Below are 19775 nucleotides of genomic sequence, written 5' to 3' on the forward strand. Positions count from 1 at the left end.
GGTCATGCCCTCATTGCCCGCAGGCGTTGGCGCCACTGGTCGAGAACCACCGCACCGACGATGATCACACCCTTGACCATCTCCTGGTAGTAGGCGTCGAGGCGCAGGAAGGTGAAGCCGGAGATGATGACGCCGAAGATCAGCGAGCCGATCACCGTGCCGATGATCGAGCCGCGGCCGCCCGACAGGGAGACGCCGCCGATGACCGCCATGGCGATGGCGTCGAGTTCGTACATCACGCCCATGCCGGACTGCGCGGTCAGGTTCTTGGAGCTCAGCACCACGGCGGCGAGCGCGGCGAGAATGCCGGCGATGACGTAGACCAGGATCTTGTGGTTGGCGATCTTGATGCCGGACATGCGCGCGGCATCCTCGTTGGAGCCGATCGCGTAACAATGCTTGCCGTACCTGGTGTAGGTCATGATCAGCTGGAACAGGATGGCCAGCGACAGGAAGATGACGACGGGCATCAGGCCTTTGCCGATGCCGGCGAAACTCTCGGTGGGAAACGAGATCGGCTGGCCCTTGGACCACCATTTGGCGATGCCGCGCGCGGTCACCATCATGCCGAGCGTGGCGATGAACGGCGGAATGCGCGTGTAGGCGATCAGCGCGCCATTGACCAGGCCGGCGAACAGGCCGCAGGCGATCGCCACCAGCAGCGGCACGATGACAGGCAGGTCGGTCCAGCCTTGCGCCAGGAACATCGCCTTGGGATTGGGGTTGCCGTTGACCGTGGCCACCTGGGCGAAGCTCATGGCGATCATGGCGGTCGCGCCGACGATCGAGCCCGAGGACAGGTCGATGCCGCCGGTGATGATCACTTGCGTCACGCCGATGGCGATGATGCCGACGATCGACACCTGCAGGATGATGATCTGCAGGCGCGCTTCGTTGAAGATGCCGCCGACGTCGCTGCGTGTGTTGAACAGAAAGCTGTCGCCCAGAAAGATGCGGCCGATCAGTTCGAAGATGACGACGAGAATGACCAGTGCCAGGAAAACATTGAACTCGGCCGGCCATGTGCGCTTCCTCGCATCATAACCGACGCCGCCGACGCCATGAGATGTCTGTGCCACGTATTCTGTCCTCCATCAGCCGCGGTCGCCCTCGCGCCTGCGGCGCTGAGGGAGAGAGGGGAGCGGCGCTGTCTTGATCGAGAGCGCCGCTCCGTATCGAACCGTTGGCGGCTCAGTTCTTCTTCAGGAACTTGTCGATGTTGGCGGGCGTCACCAGCTGGAAGGGCACGTAGACCTTGTGCTCGACCTTCTCGCCCTTGGAGAGCTTGAGTGCCGCATCGAGAGCGCCGGCGCCCTGGCCGGCGGCGTCCTGGAACACGGTCACGTCGAGGTCGCCCGCCTGCATGGCCGCCAGCGCGTCCTGGGTGGCATCGACGCCGCCGACGACAACCGCCTTCATGTCGATGTTGCCGGCCTTCATCGCCTGGATGGCGCCGATGGCGCTTTCGTCATTGTTGGCGATGACGCCGTCGAACGGCTTGCCGGTCGACAGCCAGTTGGTCATCAGGTTCTGCGCCTCGTCGCGGTTCCAGTTCGACGTCTGCTTGTCGATGATCTTGATGAAGCTGCACTCCGGCGTCGCGATCACGTCGTCGATGTCCTTGGTGCGCTGCACGGCGGCCTGGTTGGAAAGCTCGCCCATGATCACATAGACATTGGCTTCCTTCTTGCCGGCTTCCTTGAACAGGCGGCAGACTTCCTTGGTCTCGAGCGTGCCGGAATCGGCTTCGTTCGAGGCGACGAAGGCCTGGTTGTCGGGCAGCGTGTCGACATTGACCGGCTCGCGGTTGACATAGACCAGCGGGATCTTGGCTGCGGCGGCTGCGTCCGACATCGCCTGCGTGGCCGAAGTGTCGACCGGGTTGACGATGATGGCATCGACGCCCGAGGCGGCGAAGTTCTTGATCTGGTCGAGCTGCTTGGCAACGTCGTTCTGCGCGTCCTCGACCTGCAGCTCGACGCCGCTCATGCCCTTGGCCTGCTCGATCATGCCGTTGCGCAGCACGGTCAGGAAGTTGTCGTCGAACTTGGCCATCGACACGCCAACCTTGGCGGCCATGGCGGATGAGCTCATCAGCGCCGCGAAGGCGACGCCCAAAATCAATTTCTTCATTGTGTTTCTCCTCCACATATTGGTGTCCGGTTTCACCGATTTATCCGGAATCCCCGATCTCCCCGGGGAATCTCTCCCTGATGTCTTTTCTGTTCCGGGTGACGCCTGCCTCCTGGCTGGAACGTCAAGCCCTCTGTTTGAAACAGATATTCCGGAACGAAAGAACCAAAATACACAGATGATGAAATATTTATTCCATTTCACATCGGGGCGTCAAGGGCGATTCCGCGGCCTGCGGGCCGATTTACGCATCGCTCTGATGGATTCTATCATTTGCCTCGGCGGGCTTGCGCGGCGGCGGGCTAGATGTTTTCCGGCAGATAGATGTCGAAGGGCAGGAAGGTCTGGCCCGGAGCGTTGGCGGCGCCGGTCTCGATGGCATGCGCCATCAGGTCGACAAGCTCACGGCACAAAGCGGCGAGCGGGGTCGAGATCACCATGGTGAGGATGTTGTCGGCGAGTGCCGCGCGCGATTCGGCGTTGATCTCGTTGCAGACGACCACCGGCATGGTCGCGGGCTTCGCTGCCCGCAGCGCCGAGACCGCGCCTTCCATGCCGCCGCCCGCGACGTAGCAGCCGGCAAGATCCGGATAACGCGCCAGAAGATCGATCATCGCGTCATGGGTCACCTGGTTGGCTTCCAGATTGACCAGCGTTTCAAGCACGCTGAACTCCGGCGCATGCTCGCGGAAGAAGGAGCGAAAGCCGATCTCGCGCAGCTCATGGCCGTGGAAGCGGTGGCTGCCGACGAAGAGGGCGACCTTGCCGGGCCGCTTGGCTGCCTTGGAGATCATCCATGCGGCGGTGCGCCCGACCTTGCGGTTGTCGAGGCCGATATAGCCTTCCCGGATGCCGGCGGCAAAGTCGGACAGCACGGAAAAGACCGGCTGCCCTCTCGCCTTCAAGGTTTCCACAACCGCTGTCAGGGTCGGATGGTCCGGACCGACAACGGCGATGGCCCTCGATTTCGCCGCCAGCCTGCGCATCTGGGAGGCGATCTCGTCGGGAGCCAGGGAACTGGCGAAATCGATGGTCGCAACGCCACGGAAGCGTTGCGATTGCGAGATGGCCAGTTCGAGTTCCCGCGCGAAGTCGCCGTAAAAGGCATCATTGCCCCGCAGCAGCAGGAAGCCCAGCCGGTACTCCGGCAATTCCTGGCGCATGCGCTGCCTGATAAGGCCGGCGGCGTGATAGCCGATATCGGTAGCGGTCTCGTAGACGCGGCGCGCTGTCTCCTCGCGCACCGGCAGCCGGTTGTTCAGCACGCGGTCGACGGTGGCGACACTGACGCCCGAGATGCGCGCCAGATCAGATATGGTCGGCCGCTTCGCCATGCTTGCCCCGTCGGATTTGCTTGAGCCTTCGTACAGCATCCTGATGGGAAATGATAGAAACTATCTTTATGATGTTGAGTCCATCATCGGTCGGCGTTACTTTGACGCTAGAAGCCAAAGGAATTCATGGCATTCGCCTTGGCGGATGCCTTTGCCGAGGGAGGCAATCATGTCCACTGCGCCGTCCCGGCGTGACTACAGCCTGATCGGCCGCGATGCCAAGCTCGCGGTCGAGACCGGCCTGTCGGCGGCCGAGTGGTATCACACCGACATACCGCGCAAGCAGATGAAGGAGCTGATGCAGCGCTCCGACGGGCCGGCGATCCGCGATACGGCAATCTGGTTCGCCGCGCTGATCGTCAGCGGGGCCGGCGGCGCCTGGTTCTGGGGCACATGGTGGTGCGTGCCGTTCTTCTTCGTCTATGGCGTCCTCTACGGCTCCTCGACGGATTCGCGTTGGCACGAATGCGGCCACGGCACCGCTTTCCGGACGCAATGGATGAACGATGCGGTCTATCAGATCGCCTGCTTCATGATCATGCGCAATCCGGTGACCTGGCGCTGGAGCCACACGCGCCACCACACCGACACCGTCATCGTCGGCCGCGACCCGGAAATCTCGGTCATGCGGCCGCCCGATCTGGTTCGCGCCATGCTGGGCTTCGTCGGTGTGCTCGATGCCTGGCATGCGATGTCAGACATGCTGCGCAACGCCGCCGGCACCGTCAGCGCCGCCGAAAAGACCTTCATTCCCGAACAGGAACAGCCCAAGGCGATCCGCGTCGCCCGCATTTGGACGGCGATCTATGCCGCCACCATCGGGCTGGCGCTCTACACCGGTTCGTTCCTGCCGCTGATGCTGGTCGGCCTGCCCAGGCTCTACGGCGCCTGGCACCATGTCATGGTGGGGCTGCTGCAGCATGGCGGCCTGGCCGACAATGTCACCGACCACAGGCTGAACAGCCGCACCGTCTACATGAACCCGATCAGCCGCTTCATCTACTGGAACATGAACTACCATGTCGAGCATCACATGTTCCCGATGGTGCCCTATCATGCGCTGCCGAGGCTGCACGAACTGATCAAGTACGATCTGCCGGAACCGACACCGTCGATCCTGGCCGGCTATCGCGAGATGATCCCTGTCTTCCTGCGCCAGCTGCGCAACGAGGACTATTTCCTCAAGCGCGAGCTGCCGCCGACCGCACGGCCATATCGCGAAGAATTCCACAACGACACCATCGCCGCCGCGGCGGAATGATCGTGCTTCTATCCGATCTAGGCTGTTATTTTAACGCAATTCCGGGCGGAAAACCGCTGCGCACTTTTCCTGGATTTGCTTTTGGGGAGGACTTGAATGAGCGACTGGGTCGAGGCCTGCGCCACCGGCGACATAGACGAGGAGGATGTGATGCGCTTCGACCATGGCGGCCGCACCTTCGCCATCTATCGCAGCCCCGACGACGAGTTCTTCGCCACCGATGGCCTGTGCACGCATGAAAAGGTGCACCTGGCCGACGGGCTGGTGATGGACGACATCATCGAATGCCCCAAGCACAATGGCCGCTTCAACTACAAGACGGGGGACGCCCGCGGCGCGCCGGTCTGCGTCAATCTGAAGACCTATCCGGTCAAGGTCGACGCTGGCAAAGTCCTGATCCAGATCGGATGACTGACATGGCGCGGGGAATGGTCATCATCGGCGCCGGCGAATGCGGCGGGCGCGCGGCACTTGCGCTGCGCGATCTCGATTATCAGGGGCCGGTGACGCTGGTCGGCGACGAGCCGCATCTGCCCTACGAGCGCCCGCCTCTGTCCAAGGAGGCGATGGCCAGCGATGCGCCCGAGATCAAGGCGATCGCCAGCGACGCAATTCTGGCCGAGAAATCGATCCGGCATATCCATTCCGTCCAGGCCGTGGCGATCGATCGCGCGGCGCATGCGGTGCGCCTTTCGGACGGATCGGTCCTGCCTTACGACAAGCTCCTGCTGGCAACCGGCTCGATCCCGCGCAAGCTGCCGATGCCCGGCCTTGGCGCGCACTGCGTCTATCTCAGGACCTTCGCCGACGCGCTCGCCATTCGCGCGCATCTTACCCCCGGCAACCGTATCGCCATCATCGGCGGCGGTTTCATCGGCCTCGAACTCGCCGCCGCGGCACGCAAGCTAGGCGCTGCGGTCACCGTTATCGAGGCGCAGCCGCGCATCCTGATGCGCGGCGTGCCGGCGGAGATTGCCGAAATCATCCATGACGCGCATGTCGCCGAGGGCGTTGATATCCTGTGCGGGGATGGCATCGCGTCCATCGCCGACGACGGCAACAAGGTGCGCATAGCGCTTGCCGGCGGCCGGGAAATCGTCGCCGACCTCGCGATCATCGGCATCGGCGCCGTGCCGGTGACCGGGCTTGCGGCCGAAGCCGGCCTGGCGATCGACAACGGCATTGCAGTCGATGCCGAGCTGCGCAGCAGCGATCCCGACATCTTTGCCGCCGGCGATTGCTGCTCGTTTCCGCTCGCCGTCTATGGCGGCCGTCGGGTGCGGCTGGAAGCTTGGCGCAACGCCCAGGAACAGGGCGCGCTGGCGGCCAGGAACATGCTCGGTGCCGGCGAGGCGCATGCGGCGGTGCCGTGGTTCTGGTCGGATCAATATGGTCTGTCCCTGCAGATCGCCGGGCTGTCCGACGAAGGCAGCAGCACCGTGCGCCGCGACCTCGGCGATGGCGCCTTCATTCTCTTCCATTTGGCGCAAGACGGCAGGCTGGTGGCGGCCAGCGGCATCGGCCCCGGCAACGCGGTCGCCCGCGATATCAGGCTGGCCGACATGCTGATCGGCAAGCACGCGAAACCGGCGCCGGAAGCGCTGGGATCACAGGCGGTCAAGCTGAAGTCGCTGCTGGCGGCGTGAGCCGTCACGCCAATTGCCGACGTCTGCGCTGCCCCTCATCTGCCTGCCGGCATCTTCTCCCCGTATAGTGACGGGGAGAAGGGCGCTATCATCGCCGGTTTCGCCAATCACCAGCATCGCAAGAAGGGCGCCGAGGTTGCGGCCAGCCCCTTTCTCCCCGTCACTATACGGGGAGAAATGTCCGGCAGGACAATGAGGGGCGGCGCAGGCGTCGGCAAATTAACGCCAGAGAGCCGCCCTAAAACAGCGCCTTCAGCTCCGGCAGCTTATCATTCACCAGCCAGCCATAGTAATTCTCTTCCGGCAGCTTTTCCGGTTCGCCGGCGGCGCGGCGCCTGTCGTTCTCCGCCTTCAGCGCGTCGGCCCGCTGCTCCGGATTGCCGACATTGTAGAGCGTGGCGGTGACACCCGGATTGCCCGAAATGTCGAAGCCGGCAATGCTCTTGTAGGCATCGATCGATTTCCGGATCGTCGCGGCGACGTATGGCAGCGTCAGGTCGGGATCCATGATGGTCTTGTAGACAGAGTTTGGGTCGCCGACGTCGAGCTTCGGCAGGCCGGAGACCTTGTGCACGAGATCGCTCATCTGCAAGGCGGTCAGCGGATTGAGCTGGCCAAGGCCGAAGGTCTGGCCGGCATAATAGGGCTGGAAGAAGGTGGCGCCGAAACGATCGTCGGGAAAGCTCGTCCCGCCGACGCTCTTGCCGCGAAACGAACGGTTCCACACCTGCTCGCGGCATTCCCACAGATCATAGCTGTCGGACATCCCCGCGCATTTCTTGAATTCCGGCCGCTGCACGAAATCGGTGATGTCCTCGCCGTCATAGGCGAAGGACAGCTTGCTGGAGAGATAGGAGATCGCCTTGACATAGTAGGTCTGCAGCCGGTCATAGGCGTCGACATTGTAGGTGTGCTCGCCGACGATGGCGCCGACGATGTGCAAGGGATCGATGCCGTAGGTGGCTGCTGCCTTCTTGATCTTGCCGCGCAATTCGGCGTCGTTCTGCAACAGGGCGTAGACCTTGCGATACTTCGCCTGGAAACTGGTGTTGGTCGCCTGCGTGCGCCGGCTGGATGCGCCGGGAATGTCGGGCTGCACGGCATTGCGATTTCCCGGCGGCACCAATGTCGCTGCCTCGGCGACGAACAGCGTCGCCGCCAGCGTCAAGCCGAGAATGACCAGGATCAGTTTTTTCATGCACCCGCCGCCCAAGCAATTCCAGGAAAAGTGTGAAACGGTTTTCCGGAATTGCGTCAACCAAGAGATCGAGAATTGCCGCGCAAACTAGGTAAAGCTCTTGGTCGAGTCGAGAGCGCCCCTTCACCCGGCACTACGAAAGGTGGCCGGATGGTACCATCTGGCCACACATGATTTTGCTTGCCGGAAAATGTTGCCTGGACCGGCGCCGGAACGTTCCGGCGCCGTCGTTTAAAGGATGAACCGCGACAGGTCGGTATTCCTGGACAGGTCGCCGACATGCTTTTCCACATAGGCGGCGTCGATGGTGACTGATGTGCCGTTGCGGTCCGGCGCGTCGTAGGAGATTTCGTCCAGCACCCGTTCCATCACCGTCTGCAGCCGCCTTGCGCCGATATTCTCGACGCTGGCGTTGAGGTCGACGGCAATGCCGGCCAGCGAATCGATGGCGTCGTCGGTGAAGGTCAGGTCGACGCCCTCGGTCTTCATCAGCGCGATATACTGCTTGATCAGGCTCGCCTCGGTCTCGGTCAGGATGCGGACGAAATCGTCCTTCTCCAGCGCCCGCAGCTCGACGCGGATCGGCAGGCGGCCCTGCAATTCCGGCAACAGGTCTGACGGCTTCGAGACGTGGAAGGCGCCGGAGGCGATGAACAGGATGTGGTCGGTCTTCAGCGGTCCGTATTTGGTCGCCACCGTGGTGCCTTCGATCAGCGGCAGCAGGTCGCGCTGCACGCCTTCGCGGGAAACGCCGGCGCCCATGCCGCCTTCGCGCGACGCGATCTTGTCGATCTCGTCGAGGAAGACGATGCCGTCATTTTCCGTCGCATCGAGCGCCCGGCGCACCACTTCGTCCTGGTCGAGCAGCTTGTCGGACTCGTCATTGACCAGCAGGTCGTAGGACTCCTTCACCGTCGTCTTGCGCATCTTGGTCTTCTTGCCGCCCATCGCCTTCGACAGCATGTCGTTGATGTTCAGCACGCCGATATTGGCGCCCGGCATGCCGGGGATCTCGAAACCGGGCATGCCGCCAGCGCCGGTATCGGCGACCTCGACCTCGATCTCCTTGTCGTCGAGCTCGCCGTCGCGCAGCTTCTTGCGGAAACTATCGCGGGTGGCCGGGCTCGCCGTCTTGCCGACCAACGCTTCCAGCACGCGTTCCTCGGCGTTGACGTGGGCGCGCGCCTTGACGTCCTCGCGCATCTTCTCGCGCACCAGCCCGATGGCGATCTCGACCAGATCGCGGATGATCTGCTCGACGTCACGGCCGACATAGCCGACCTCGGTGAACTTGGTCGCCTCGACCTTGACGAAAGGCGCACCGGCGAGCCGCGCCAAGCGGCGCGAAATCTCGGTCTTGCCGACGCCGGTCGGCCCGATCATCAGGATGTTCTTCGGCATCACCTCGTCGCGCATCTGGCCTTCCAGCTGCTGGCGGCGCCAGCGGTTGCGCAAGGCGATGGCCACGGCGCGCTTGGCGTCCTTCTGGCCGATGATGAAGCGGTCGAGTTCGGAAACGATTTCGCGGGGAGAAAATGTGCTCATATCACTAAATTCCACTTTGCCACTGCTTGATGGCCTCGAACGGATGCAGCAGCATGATCACGTTGAGTGTCAGATTGTCCCGGATAAGATAGCCGGTACCGAGTTCGAAGATGATGGCGAGGCTGACGATCACCCATATAGGTAGCCTTCGCGCCATCACAAATCCCAGCACCATGGCCAGTGTGTCGGACACCGAATTGATGATGCTGTCGCCGTAATAGTCGAGCGAGATGGTGCCGGCGCGGTAGCGCTCGATGATGAATGGGCTGTTTTCGAGCAGCTCCCAGCCGCCCTCGATGAAGACGGCGAACGCCAGCCTCAGGCCGATCGGCGAACGCGGGAATAGGAACCTGGCCAGCGCATAGAACAGGAAGCCGTGGATGATGTGCGAGAACGTGTACCAGTCCGAAATGTGCTGGGAATTCTCCGAACTGTTCACCACGCCATGCCAGAGCTTGACGTAGCCGCAGGTGCAGATCGGCGCTCGCCCCATGCCGTAGAGCGCCCCGGCCTGGAAGATGATCAGGGCGAGGACGAGCAGAAGCCCCATCCGCCAGCTGTCTTCATAGGCCGAATAACTGTTCTCCGTGGCCGGTGTCGTCATCGGTTCATTCCCCCTCGTTTCGCGTCGCCGTCTCGACCATCACAAAGCCTTGTCACGCCTTCAGCGGCGGTAGCCGGCGGATCACGGCCGCCGGCAAGGTGGGTTTGACGACAATCCGCCGGATACGCTGCCAGCCAGCCCCGAACAGAATAATCAGCGCGCCAACAACGACCAGGATCAAGGCAAAAGGCGGGATACCCGTCGAATCGGAGGCGGAATTCACCAGATAATAGATGCCCAGCGAGCCGAAGTAAGCCAATGTCGGAACCAGAAGCGAACGGCGGTCTATGGCAAGCGCGACATAGAGGAAGCCAAGGATCAGTATCGTCAGCATGATGGTTGCATTGGCATCCGGCGCGATATGTCCGAATACGACGTTCTGGCCGGTTGCCATGATAAACAGCGGATGCACCAGCATGGGCGCCGAGACGACATGCAGCCAGAAAGCGCAATCGGACCAGATCTTGCGCCGATCCCTGTCGTAAATGTCAAAAGCTACACCCGTTGCGAACACGATCAGGCCGCAGATCAGCGGCATGTAAAGTGCCGCGCGCAGCAATTCTGGAACATCCTCGAGGCGCGGCGGCGCAATCGCGCCCGTTGTCACACTGTCATACAGGATTATCGCCGTTTGCAGGAAGGCAAGCAATGTGAAGGCGATGGCGATAACCCCGGCAATAATGGGGACGCGAAAGCGCCAGAAATAGATCGCCGCCGCGATTATTCCTCCGCCCAGGAACAGATATCCGGCCCGGGACGCCGTCTGGCGCAACGCCAACAGCTGCCAGATAGTCTCCGGCTTGCGTATGCCGAAGCTGGCCTCCACTTGTAGCGCCAGAGCGGCCAGAATGGCGGCCATGAAAATCAGGGCAAGCACGGACGACGATAATTTCATCCGGTGCTGGCGCGTGACGATTTCGGCGAGCCCCCAGGCGAAAACCGCCAGGATGCCGGCGATCCAGAATGTCTGGCCTGGAAGCAAGGTGGTGAGGACAAAGAAGAAGCCGGCGCTGAGCAGAACGGTTCCCACGGTGACGAACAGGTCGTTGCCGCCGCCCACCAGCCGCAGGTTTTCCTCGTCACCCTCGTCACCCTCGTCACCCTCGTCATCGGCACGCCTCGCCTCGGGGGCGAGAGCGACCGCGCGTTCCATGGCCTCCAACTGATCGCGCAGGGTCTGCGAGATCAAACCTTTCGCGATTGCCTTGTCGAGGGTTTCGGCGCTGATCAATTGGGCTCCTGCGTCGCGTCGCGCGCCATCATCAAGGCCGGCCCGTACTCCGATGTTCTTGTGTCAAAAGCAACAAAGCCGGCCTTTTCGTAGGCGCGGATGGCCCTGACATTGGCGGGATCCGGGTCGATGATTACGCGCGGAACACCTTCCTCGAAAAGCTGTTCGACGAACTGGCGCACGATCGCCGAGCCGTGGCCACGCCCGACCAACTCCGGCACGCCGATCGACACGTCGATGCCGAGCGTGCCGAATGGTTGGTCGGCATAGGGATGGTCGTCTTCCAGATGCGGGTCGTAGCTCTGCAGATAGGCGATCGGCTTGCCGTTGAGCTCGACGATCAGCGGCTCGACGGAAATAGAGTCAATATGCTCGCGGATCCCGGCGATTTCCGTCTCCGGATGGTCCCACCACTCTGCAACATGCGGCTCGGCGAGCCAGCCGGCGATCATCGGCAGGTCTTTTTCCGTCACCGGCCGAAAATCATAGGTCACCACCTCTTCAGGCGGCATCGAGCGTTTCGATGACGAAATTATTGTTGGTGTAGACGCAGATATCGGATGCGATCTGCATCGCCTTGCGGGCGATCTCCTCGGCATCCTTGTCGCTGTCCATCAGCGCGCGCGCCGCCGCCAGCGCGTAATTGCCGCCCGAACCGATGGCCATGACGCCGAATTCGGGCTCGAGCACGTCGCCGTTGCCGGTCAGCGCCAGCGAAACCGACTTGTCGGCAACCAGCATCATCGCTTCCAGCCGGCGCAGATAGCGGTCGGTGCGCCAGTCCTTGGCGAGCTCGACGCAGGCGCGCGTCAGCTGGTCGGGATATTGTTCGAGCTTGGCTTCGAGTCGCTCCAGCAGCGTGAAGGCGTCGGCGGTGGCGCCGGCGAACCCGGCGATCACATTGCCGCCCTTGCCGATGCGGCGCACCTTCTTGGCGTTGCCCTTCATGATGGTCTGGCCAAGGCTGACCTGGCCGTCGCCGGCGATCACCACCTTGTTGCCCTTGCGCACCGTCACGATGGTCGTGGCGTGCATGGTCAGATTATCGGACATTTCCTGGCTCCGAGCAGCGCCATCCCGATAAGGCGATCGGCGCGGTACGAGTGACTTGATCGGCCATATGTATGCATGGGACCGATGATTGCAAACCGCTGGATAGCGGCCGGGTTCGCAACTGGCAATCGCCGGATCATGCTGCTAGAAGGCTTTCGTTTTCAAGCCTGCGAGCGCTTGAACCTCTGAGCTGGTCACGATGTGAACCTCTGGACAAGGATAGAGTGATGCCGCCCCGCGCCGCCGAAGTCAGCCGCAAGACCAAGGAAACCGAGATTGCCGTCTCGGTCCATGTCGACGGCACCGGAAAATCGGACATTTCGACGGGCGTCGGCTTCTTCGACCATATGCTGGACCAGCTGGCGCGCCATTCCCTGATCGACATGACGGTCAGGGCCAAGGGCGACCTGCATATCGACGATCATCACACGGTCGAGGACACCGGCATCGCGCTCGGCCAGGCGCTGGCCAAGGCACTGGGCGAGCGGCGCGGCATCATGCGCTATGCCTCGATCGACCTTGCCATGGACGAGACGCTGACGCGCGCTGCGATCGACGTGTCCGGCCGTCCGTTCCTGGTCTGGAACGTTTCCTTCTCGTCGCCGAAGATCGGCACCTTCGACACCGAGCTGGTGCGCGAATTCTTCCAGGCTTTGGCGCAGAATGCCGGCATCACGCTGCATGTCACCAATCACTATGGCGCCAACAACCATCACATCGCCGAGACCTGCTTCAAGGCGGTGGCGCGCGCGCTGCGCGCGGCTCTCGAGCGCGATCCGCGCCAGCCGGATGCGGTTCCCTCCACCAAGGGATCGTTGAAGGGATAAGGCAATGGCCACCTATGTCGTGATGGAACCGCCAGGCCGCAGCGAGAAGGCCGATGCCACGGCCTTTGTCCGCGATGGCTTCACCTGGCTGGGCCTCCTGGTGCCGCCGCTATGGTTCGCCTGGCATCGGCTGTGGATCGAGGCAGCGCTTGCCTTCGTCGTCATGGGCCTGCTTTCGATGCTGGGCCAGAATCTCGGCCTTGGTCTGGCCGGCTCGCTGCTGTCACTGTTGGTTTCGCTCTATGTCGGACTGGAAGGGCAAGGCCTGCGCATCGCGGCACTTCGCCGGCGCGGTTGGCACGAATGGGGCGCGGTCGAAGCCGGTTGGCTCGACGACGCCGACACACGCTATGCGCTGGAAGCGGAAGCGCTTGCCGATGAGGTTGTGCCGGCGCCGCGCATGGTCCCCGATGCTGCCCTCGCGCGGCCAGCGCAGCCGGGCATGGCGCTGGGGCTGACCCACATTCCGGGAAGAAGCTGACATGCGGGTTGCGATCATCGACTACGGCTCGGGCAATTTGCGCTCGGCCACCAAGGCTTTCGAGCGCGCCGCGCGCGAAGCCGGCATATCGGCCGATATCGACCTGACCGCAGATGCCGAGCGGGTGCGCACGGCCGATCGCATCGTCCTGCCCGGCGTCGGCGCCTATGCCGACTGCGCCTCCGGCCTGCAGGCCGTCGAAGGCATGTGGGAAGCCGTCGACGAGGTTGCGATCGTCAAGGGCCGGCCGTTCCTCGGCATCTGCGTCGGCATGCAGCTGATGTCGCAGCGCGGCCTCGAAAAGACGATTACCAAGGGCTTCGGCTGGATATCGGGCGACGTGAAGGAGATCATGCCTTCCGATCCGGCGCTGAAGATCCCGCAGATCGGCTGGAACACGATCGAGCTCAAGCGCCAGCATCCGCTGTTTGCCGGCATACCGACTGGCGCAAGCGGGCTGCATGCCTATTTCGTGCATTCCTATCATCTCGATGCGCGCAAGGCGGACGAGGTTCTGGCGGTTGCCGACTATGGCGGCCCGGTGACGGCGGCTGTCGCCCGCGACAATCTCGTCGGCACGCAGTTCCACCCGGAAAAGAGCCAGGCGCTCGGCCTGGCGCTGATCACCAATTTCCTGCGTTGGAGGCCCTGAAAACCGATGAGCAAGAAGGGCTACTGGATGGCGATGGTCGAGGTGACCGATCCGGAAAACTATCCGCTATACATTGCCGCCAACAAAGCGGCTTTCGACAAATATGGCGCAAAGTTCCTGACCCGCGGCGGTCAGTCGTCGAGCCCGGAAGGGCCATCGGGCAATCGCCATGTCATCATCGAGTTCGAGAGCTATGCGGTCGCACTCGCCTGCTTCCATTCGCCCGAATACCAGGCGGCGCTGAAATTCAGACGCCTCTATTCGACGTCCCATTTCGCCATTGTGGAAGGCGCCTGAACGGATGATCCTTTTCCCGGCGATAGATCTCAAGGACGGCCAGTGCGTGCGCCTCAGGCATGGCGACATGGCGACCGCGACCATCTACAATGATGATCCTGCCGCGCAGGCGCGGGCCTTCGAGCAACAGGGCTTCGAATGGCTGCATGTCGTCGACCTCAACGGCGCCTTCCAGGGCCAGAGCGTCAACAGTGCGGCGGTCGGTGCCATCCTCAAGGCAACGAAGAACCCGGTGCAGCTCGGCGGCGGCATCCGCACGCTGGCGCAGATCGAGGATTGGCTCGATCGCGGGCTGGCCCGCGTCATCCTCGGCACGGTGGCGGTGCGTGACCCGGACCTTGTCAAACAGGCCTGCAAGGCGTTTCCGGGCAAGGTCGCCGTCGGCATCGACGCCAAGGGCGGCAAGGTCGCCGTCGAGGGCTGGGCCGAGGCGTCGAGCCTCGGCGTCATCGAACTGGCGAGGAAGTTCGAGGGCGCCGGCGTCGCTGCCATCATCTACACCGACATCGACCGCGACGGCGTTTTGACCGGCATCAACTGGGACGCCACCATCGACCTCGCCGATGCCGTGTCGATCCCGGTCATCGCGTCGGGCGGCCTCGCCTCGATCGCCGACATCGTGCGCATGACCATGCCCGATGCGCAAAAGCTCGAAGGCGCGATCTCCGGCCGCGCGCTCTATGACGGCCGCATCGATCCGGCCGAGGCCCTGGCGATCCTGCAGGGCAGGGCGGAGACGCGGACGTGAAAATCTCCATTATCCTGGCCTCCTATGACAGCGGCCACTACCATGGCGGCATGGGCCAGGGGCCGGACGCGTTGGTCTCGGGCGGGCTCGTCGACGCCCTGACGATGGCTGGCCACGATGTGATGGTCGAGGATATCGGCAAGGTTGGAGATGCCCAGGAGCGTGAAATCGCCACCGGCTTTGCCGTCTGCAACGCGGTTGCGAGCGAGGTTCGCCTTGCCCGTGACGCCGGTCGGTTTCCCATCGTCCTTGCCGGAAACTGCCTGACCAGCGCCGGCGCGGTCGCCGGCGAAGACGCCGATGCGATCATCTGGGCCGACCAGCATGGCGATCTCAACACGCCCGAGACATCCACATACGGCTTTCTCGACGGCATGGCGCTGGCGACCGTGCTCGGCCTGTGCTGGCGGCCGATGGCGTCGGCCATTCCGGGCTTCAAGCCGATCGATCCGTCGCGTTGCGTGCTCGTCAGCGCGCGCGATCTCGATCCGGCGGAAAAACAGCTTCTCGAGACATTGCCGATCGTGCGGACGGAATGCTCCGGGGTGGCCCAGGCGGCCGAAAGACTGATGGTCGCCGGCGCCAGACGCGTGCACATGCATCTCGATATGGACGTGCACGATCCCCGGGAGCTGCAGGCCAACCGCTATATCACTTCGGGCGGGCCGAGCCCGGAACAGTTGCGCGATGCCACGTGCGCCATGGCGCTGGCGGTGCCGATCGTCGGCATCACCGTTTCCGCCTACGACCCGGCCTTCGACGCCCAGGCCGATGTTCCGCCGCTGGTCGGCCAGTTGCTGAACGATCTCATCGCCACGATAGAGGGCCGCTGATGCTGAAAGCCCGTGTCATCCCCTGTCTCGACGTCAAGAACGGCCGTGTCGTCAAGGGCGTCAACTTCGTCGATCTCGTCGACGCCGGCGATCCGGTCGAGGCGGCCAAGGCCTATGACGCGGCCGGCGCCGACGAACTCTGCTTCCTCGACATCACCGCTTCGTCGGACAATCGCGAGACCATCTTCGACGTCATCGCACGCACCGCCGAACAATGTTTCATGCCGCTGACCGTTGGCGGCGGCGTGCGCCAGGTCGCCGATATCAGGAAGCTGCTCTTGGCCGGCGCCGACAAGGTGTCGATCAACACGGCCGCGGTGAAGAACCCGGATTTCGTCGCCGAGGCCGCCGACAAGTTCGGCAACCAGTGCATCGTCGTCGCCATCGACGCCAAGAAGGTGTCGGGCACCAGTGAGACCGACCGCTGGGAGATCTTCACTCATGGCGGCCGCGAAAAGACCGGCATCGATGCGGTCGAGTTCGCCCGGAAAATGGTCGATCGCGGCGCCGGCGAGATTCTGCTGACCTCGATGGATCGGGACGGCACCAAGGCCGGCTACGACATCGCGCTGACCCGCGCGATATCAGACGCCGTGCGTGCGCCGGTGATCGCCTCCGGCGGCGTCGGCACGCTCGACCACATGGTCGAAGGCATTCGCGACGGCCATGCCGGCGCGGTGCTGGCCGCGTCCATTTTCCATTTCGGCACCTACACGATAGCGCAGGCCAAGGCGCATATGGCCGCCGCCGGCCTGCCGATGCGGCTGGACTCTGTGAATAATCGGCCCTAAAGCATGATCCCGAAAAGTGGGAGCCGGTTTTCGGAAAAGATCATGCCTAAACAAGCAGATAGATGACGCCATGGCTGAGTTTTCGCTGTTAGATCTTGAAGAAACCATCAGGGAACGCGCCCATTCCGGAGATCCGGATTCGTGGACGGCAAAATTGTTCGCGCGCGGCATCGACAAGGCGGCGCAGAAGCTCGGCGAGGAGGCCGTCGAGACGGTGATTGCCGCCGTCAGGGGCGACAAACCGGCCATCGTTTCAGAAAGCGCCGATCTTATATATCATTGGCTCGTCGTTCTCGGCCTCTCCGGGGTACCGCTGAGCGACGTGCTTAGGGAACTCGAAGGCCGCACCCGGCGTTCGGGCATCGCCGAGAAGGCGTCACGGCCCAAGGGCTGACCGCGAGGAAGGGCAGGTATCTCGATGGATCAGCTCGCGCCAACCGAGAAATATTCTCCCTTTCGTTTCTTCTCCGCCGATCAATGGTCGCAATTCCGCGCCGACACGCCGCTGACGCTGAGCGCGGACGAATTCCGCCGCCTGCGGTCGCTCAACGATCCGGTCGATCTCGAAGAGGTCACGCGCATCTATCTGTCGCTGTCGCGGCTGTTGTCGGCGCATGTCGAAGCAAGCCAGCTGCTGTTTCGGCAACGCCAGGCCTTTTTCAACGCGGTCGACGTGGTCAAGACACCGTTCATCATTGGCATCGCCGGTTCGGTCGCCGTCGGCAAATCGACCACCGCACGCGTGCTGAAGGAACTTTTGGCGCGCTGGCCGTCGAGCCCCAAGGTCGATCTCATCACCACCGACGGCTTCCTGCTGCCCAACGAGGTCCTGCGCCGCGAGAACCTGATGGAGCGCAAGGGTTTCCCCGACAGCTACGATGTGGGCGCGCTGCTGCGCTTCCTGTCGGGCATCAAGTCGGCGCTGCCCGATGTCCGCGCGCCGGTCTATTCGCACCTGACCTATGACGTCATTCCCGGCGAGTTCGTCACCATCGACCGGCCCGACATATTGATCTTCGAAGGCATCAATGTCCTGCAGCCCGGCAAGCTGCCGCAGGACGGCAAGATCGTCCCTTTCCTGTCGGACTTCTTCGATTTCGCCATCTACATCGATGCCGACGAGAAGCTGATCCACAACTGGTACATTTCCCGCTTCATGCGGCTGCGTGAGACCGCCTTCCGAAACCCGGACTCCTTCTTTCACCGCTATTCGCAGCTGTCGGAGAGTTCGGCGCGCGCCATCGCCGAAGGCCTGTGGACCAACATCAATTTGAAGAATCTGCGCGAGAACATCCTGCCGACGCGGGCCCGCGCCGACTTGATCCTGCGCAAAGGCGCCGACCACCTGATCGAGGAAGTGGCGCTCAGGAAGCTGTGACGGCCGGCTCCGTCACCCGCCGCAGCGTCAGATTGATCCGCCCGCCGTTTTTCAGCAGCGCCGAGGTCGAGGGATAGATCCGATCGACGCCGTGAAAGCACAGCCGCCCCTCGCCGCCGAGCACCACGACGTCACCGCTTTGCAGCCTGAACGACTTGGTGGCGCCATCACGCGTAGTCTGGCCGACTCGGAACAGGCAGTCGTCGCCGAGCGAGACGGAGACGACCGGCGCCGAAAGATCGGTCTCGTCGCGGTCCTGATGCAGGCCCATTTTTGCGTCCGGCGTGTAGAAATTGATGAGGCATGCTTCCGGCGGGTGCGAATAGCCCGAGACCTCGCGCCACAGGTCGAGCAGCGCATCCGGGATCGGCGGCCAAGGCGCCCCGGTTACCGGATGCGCCGGCTGGTAACGATAGCCGTGCTCTTTGTCGGTGACCCAGCCCAGCGGCCCGCAATTGGTCATACGCACGCTCATCTCCTTGCCGGTGCGCGGCATGGCCGGCACGAACAGCGGCGCCTGCTGCACGATCCGTCTCACCTCGTCGACCAACTCTTCCTGCGCGCTGCGCGACAGGTAGGCCGGCATGTGGCGGACGCCTTTGGGCAGGACGAGCACGGATTCGATTACCTCTTGGATGGTTCGGAACCGTAAAATGTCACGATCAATGAAAACGGCGACCCGAAAGCCGCCGCTCTTGTCGAATTGGCAGCCGCCGATCAGGCGAGGTCGGGAATGCGCAGCACCTGGCCCGGATAGATCTTGTCGGGATGGGTCAGCATCGGCTTGTTGGCCTCGAATATGACCGTGTTCTTGACGCCTTGGCCCTTGCCGTAGCTTTTCTCGGCGATCTTCCAGAGATTGTCGCCCTTCTTCACGGTGTAGAAGGTGGGCTCCTTGGCGGGGGCGGCGGCCGTGCCAGGTGCTGGCGCGACCTGCAATTCGTCGGCCTGCACTTTGGAGACGCCGAGCGTGTTGCCGACGGCGATGACCGCCTTCTCGAAGATCGACTGGTCCTTGACTACGCCCTTCAGCACCGCCGTATCGCCCGTGACGACGACCTCGACGCCATCGGTGCCGAGCTTGTGCGAATCGAGCTCCTTCTTGAGTGTGTCGGCCGTGGGTGCGGCTTCGTCGTCACCGCCGATGCCCAGTTTCTTGCCGACGCTCTTGACGAAATCGAACATGCCCATCCTTGGTCTCCCTTGCTAATGGCAATGGTTGAACTTTGCATCTGCGGTCCAAAATGGGAAGTCGTTTTGCGCGTGATTGGTGTGGTGCTTAATCGTTCTCCACCCGGCCGCGCAGCTTCTTGATCGTGCCGCGCCCGGCCTTGCTCTTCAGCCGCCGTTCCACGGCACCCTTCGACGGCCGTGTCTTCTTGCGCGGCGGCGGTGGCGGTTCGGCGGCCTTGGCGACCAATGCCGTCAGCCGTGCCCGCGCATCCGCCCGGTTCTGTTCCTGGGTGCGGAAGCGGCCTGCCTCGATGACGATGACACCGTCCTTGGTGGCACGCTGGCCGGCAAGCTTGATCGTCCGCTCGCGCACGCGCTCCGACAGACCCGTTGCGTTGGCCGCGTCGAAGCGCAGTTGCACCGCCGTCGCCACCTTGTTGACGTTCTGGCCGCCGGGACCGGACGAGCGGATGAAATCCTCGTGCAGGTCGCCCGGATGGATCACCGCATCGCCTGATATGATGATGTTGTCGTCGCTCGCCATGCCGCAGTCATGGCGCGGCGGATCGAAAAAGAAAAGGCCCGATCGA

General features: G+C 63.0%; 24 protein-coding genes. 12 read left to right on the forward strand and 12 right to left on the reverse strand.

The genetic code is table 11. The annotated features are described in order from the left end of the window. Positions 1–2: 2 nt before the first annotated feature. The 3 genes from AC0L3E_RS30155 to AC0L3E_RS30165 all read right to left on the reverse strand — a co-directional run bounded on the left by AC0L3E_RS30155 (position 3) and on the right by AC0L3E_RS30165 (position 3467). Positions 3–1079 (reverse strand): ABC transporter permease, encoded by a 1077-nt coding sequence (locus AC0L3E_RS30155; protein ID WP_027039989.1) that lies wholly within the window; start codon positions 1077–1079, stop codon positions 3–5. A gap of 112 nt (positions 1080–1191) precedes the next feature. After that, positions 1192–2133, reverse strand: coding sequence for a sugar ABC transporter substrate-binding protein (locus AC0L3E_RS30160; RefSeq protein WP_127382807.1), 942 nt, complete (start codon positions 2131–2133; stop codon positions 1192–1194). Positions 2134–2435: 302 nt separating this feature from the next. Continuing rightward, positions 2436–3467, reverse strand: a complete 1032-nt coding sequence (locus tag AC0L3E_RS30165) for a LacI family DNA-binding transcriptional regulator (RefSeq protein WP_473606365.1) — start codon at positions 3465–3467, stop codon at positions 2436–2438. 169 nt (positions 3468–3636) lie between these two features. Between AC0L3E_RS30165 and AC0L3E_RS30170 the strand changes: the two genes are divergently transcribed. From AC0L3E_RS30170 to AC0L3E_RS30180, 3 genes are all read left to right on the forward strand, one after another. Continuing rightward, positions 3637–4728: a fatty acid desaturase family protein gene (locus tag AC0L3E_RS30170; protein WP_473606367.1), complete on the forward strand. Its 1092-nt coding sequence runs from the start codon at positions 3637–3639 to the stop codon at positions 4726–4728. Positions 4729–4824: 96 nt separating this feature from the next. Next, positions 4825–5139 (forward strand): Rieske (2Fe-2S) protein, encoded by a 315-nt coding sequence (locus tag AC0L3E_RS30175; protein ID WP_027161041.1) that lies wholly within the window; start codon positions 4825–4827, stop codon positions 5137–5139. Then, a complete protein-coding gene (locus tag AC0L3E_RS30180; protein WP_473606368.1) occupies positions 5136–6374 on the forward strand; it encodes an NAD(P)/FAD-dependent oxidoreductase in 1239 nt (412 codons plus the stop codon). Before AC0L3E_RS30175 ends, AC0L3E_RS30180 begins: the two co-directional genes overlap by 4 nt. A 238-nt stretch (positions 6375–6612) precedes the next feature. On the opposite strand, the gene AC0L3E_RS30185 is transcribed toward AC0L3E_RS30180, so the two are convergent. From AC0L3E_RS30185 to hslV, 6 genes are all read right to left on the reverse strand, one after another. After that, positions 6613–7572 carry a DUF1402 family protein gene (locus tag AC0L3E_RS30185; protein ID WP_473606369.1) on the reverse strand — a complete coding sequence of 320 codons (960 nt, stop codon included), beginning with the start codon at positions 7570–7572 and terminating at the stop codon, positions 6613–6615. Between the two features lie 231 nt (positions 7573–7803). After that, a complete protein-coding gene (hslU, locus tag AC0L3E_RS30190) occupies positions 7804–9117 on the reverse strand; it encodes an ATP-dependent protease ATPase subunit HslU (protein ID WP_473606370.1) in 1314 nt (437 codons plus the stop codon). Positions 9118–9121: 4 nt separating this feature from the next. Continuing rightward, on the reverse strand, positions 9122–9721 hold the full coding sequence (locus tag AC0L3E_RS30195) for a DUF2585 domain-containing protein (protein ID WP_473606371.1): 600 nt from the start codon (positions 9719–9721) through the stop codon (positions 9122–9124). Between the two features lie 52 nt (positions 9722–9773). Then, positions 9774–10952, reverse strand: a complete 1179-nt coding sequence (locus AC0L3E_RS30200) for a hypothetical protein (RefSeq protein WP_473606372.1) — start codon at positions 10950–10952, stop codon at positions 9774–9776. Beyond that, positions 10949–11464 (reverse strand): GNAT family N-acetyltransferase, encoded by a 516-nt coding sequence (locus tag AC0L3E_RS30205; protein WP_473606373.1) that lies wholly within the window; start codon positions 11462–11464, stop codon positions 10949–10951. Before AC0L3E_RS30205 ends, AC0L3E_RS30200 begins: the two co-directional genes overlap by 4 nt. Next, positions 11454–12005: an ATP-dependent protease subunit HslV gene (hslV, locus tag AC0L3E_RS30210; protein WP_473606374.1), complete on the reverse strand. Its 552-nt coding sequence runs from the start codon at positions 12003–12005 to the stop codon at positions 11454–11456. The genes AC0L3E_RS30205 and hslV overlap by 11 nt, the downstream gene beginning before the upstream one ends. A 227-nt stretch (positions 12006–12232) precedes the next feature. Between hslV and hisB the strand changes: the two genes are divergently transcribed. From hisB to coaA, 9 genes are all read left to right on the forward strand, one after another. Continuing rightward, complete coding sequence (hisB, locus tag AC0L3E_RS30215) at positions 12233–12832, forward strand: imidazoleglycerol-phosphate dehydratase HisB (protein WP_127266875.1); 600 nt, start codon at positions 12233–12235, stop codon at positions 12830–12832. A gap of 4 nt (positions 12833–12836) precedes the next feature. Continuing rightward, positions 12837–13313: a DUF2628 domain-containing protein gene (locus AC0L3E_RS30220; protein ID WP_128289654.1), complete on the forward strand. Its 477-nt coding sequence runs from the start codon at positions 12837–12839 to the stop codon at positions 13311–13313. Between the two features lies 1 nt (position 13314). Further along, entirely contained in the window at positions 13315–13965 is a 651-nt protein-coding gene (gene hisH, locus AC0L3E_RS30225; RefSeq protein ID WP_128306798.1) for an imidazole glycerol phosphate synthase subunit HisH, read from the forward strand. Between the two features lie 6 nt (positions 13966–13971). Further along, positions 13972–14262 carry a DUF1330 domain-containing protein gene (locus tag AC0L3E_RS30230; protein WP_127289536.1) on the forward strand — a complete coding sequence of 97 codons (291 nt, stop codon included), beginning with the start codon at positions 13972–13974 and terminating at the stop codon, positions 14260–14262. A 4-nt stretch (positions 14263–14266) separates the two neighbouring features. Then, positions 14267–15010 carry a 1-(5-phosphoribosyl)-5-[(5-phosphoribosylamino)methylideneamino]imidazole-4-carboxamide isomerase gene (gene hisA, locus AC0L3E_RS30235; protein WP_127380293.1) on the forward strand — a complete coding sequence of 248 codons (744 nt, stop codon included), beginning with the start codon at positions 14267–14269 and terminating at the stop codon, positions 15008–15010. Continuing rightward, positions 15007–15843, forward strand: coding sequence for an arginase family protein (locus tag AC0L3E_RS30240; protein ID WP_128306799.1), 837 nt, complete (start codon positions 15007–15009; stop codon positions 15841–15843). The genes hisA and AC0L3E_RS30240 overlap by 4 nt, the downstream gene beginning before the upstream one ends. Continuing rightward, positions 15840–16634 (forward strand): imidazole glycerol phosphate synthase subunit HisF, encoded by a 795-nt coding sequence (gene hisF / locus AC0L3E_RS30245; protein WP_164748906.1) that lies wholly within the window; start codon positions 15840–15842, stop codon positions 16632–16634. Before AC0L3E_RS30240 ends, hisF begins: the two co-directional genes overlap by 4 nt. Before the next feature lie 70 nt (positions 16635–16704). Continuing rightward, positions 16705–17028, forward strand: coding sequence for a phosphoribosyl-ATP diphosphatase (locus tag AC0L3E_RS30250; protein WP_128306800.1), 324 nt, complete (start codon positions 16705–16707; stop codon positions 17026–17028). A gap of 24 nt (positions 17029–17052) precedes the next feature. Further along, entirely contained in the window at positions 17053–18012 is a 960-nt protein-coding gene (coaA, locus tag AC0L3E_RS30255) for a type I pantothenate kinase (RefSeq protein WP_127320239.1), read from the forward strand. Here the strand turns inward: coaA and AC0L3E_RS30260 are convergent. The 3 genes from AC0L3E_RS30260 to arfB all read right to left on the reverse strand — a co-directional run bounded on the left by AC0L3E_RS30260 (position 17999) and on the right by arfB (position 19729). Continuing rightward, positions 17999–18628, reverse strand: a complete 630-nt coding sequence (locus AC0L3E_RS30260) for an alpha-ketoglutarate-dependent dioxygenase AlkB family protein (protein ID WP_127808275.1) — start codon at positions 18626–18628, stop codon at positions 17999–18001. The two genes, coaA and AC0L3E_RS30260, sit on opposite strands and share 14 nt — an antisense overlap. A gap of 101 nt (positions 18629–18729) precedes the next feature. Then, entirely contained in the window at positions 18730–19203 is a 474-nt protein-coding gene (gene lysM, locus AC0L3E_RS30265; protein WP_027039967.1) for a peptidoglycan-binding protein LysM, read from the reverse strand. An 88-nt stretch (positions 19204–19291) separates the two neighbouring features. Continuing rightward, positions 19292–19729 (reverse strand): alternative ribosome rescue aminoacyl-tRNA hydrolase ArfB, encoded by a 438-nt coding sequence (gene arfB, locus AC0L3E_RS30270; protein ID WP_023810634.1) that lies wholly within the window; start codon positions 19727–19729, stop codon positions 19292–19294. Positions 19730–19775 lie beyond the last annotated feature (46 nt).

The sequence above is a fragment of the Mesorhizobium sp. WSM4822 genome (assembly GCF_055811155.1).